Origin of the sequence: Ensifer sp. ENS02 (assembly GCF_014851885.1) — a bacterium.
Lineage (GTDB): Bacteria > Pseudomonadota > Alphaproteobacteria > Rhizobiales > Rhizobiaceae > Ensifer > Ensifer adhaerens.
In genome coordinates, this window is record NZ_JACVAO010000088.1 from 1 (window position 1) to 315 (window position 315).

Consider the following 315-nt stretch of genomic DNA (forward strand, 5'->3'; position numbering starts at 1 on the left):
GCGGCATGTCCGGGCGCGGCTCGCGGAAGTCCTCGAAGTCGGCGGCGGAAAACACCAGCATCTCGCCGGCACCGTTGTGGCGGAAATAGTCGTTACCCTGCTTGTACTTGACCGACGACGTCCATTTCAGGAAGTCGTCCTTCTCCTGCTTCGGCTTCTGGGTGAAGAGGTTGTAGGCAAGGCGGACTGTCATCTGGCCCTCGTCCGAGAGCTTCTGGATGACGGCATAGTCATCCGGGTAGTTCTGGAAGCCGCCGCCGGCGTCGATGACGCTGGTGACGCCGAGCCGGTTGAGCTCGCGCATGAAATGACGGG

The 315-nt window shown here is 61.9% G+C and carries 1 protein-coding gene; it reads right to left on the reverse strand.

Annotated elements, in window-relative coordinates; genetic code table 11:
• On the reverse strand, positions 1 to 315 hold a 315-nt coding region (locus IB262_RS36840; RefSeq protein WP_192494595.1), incomplete at both ends, for an amidohydrolase family protein.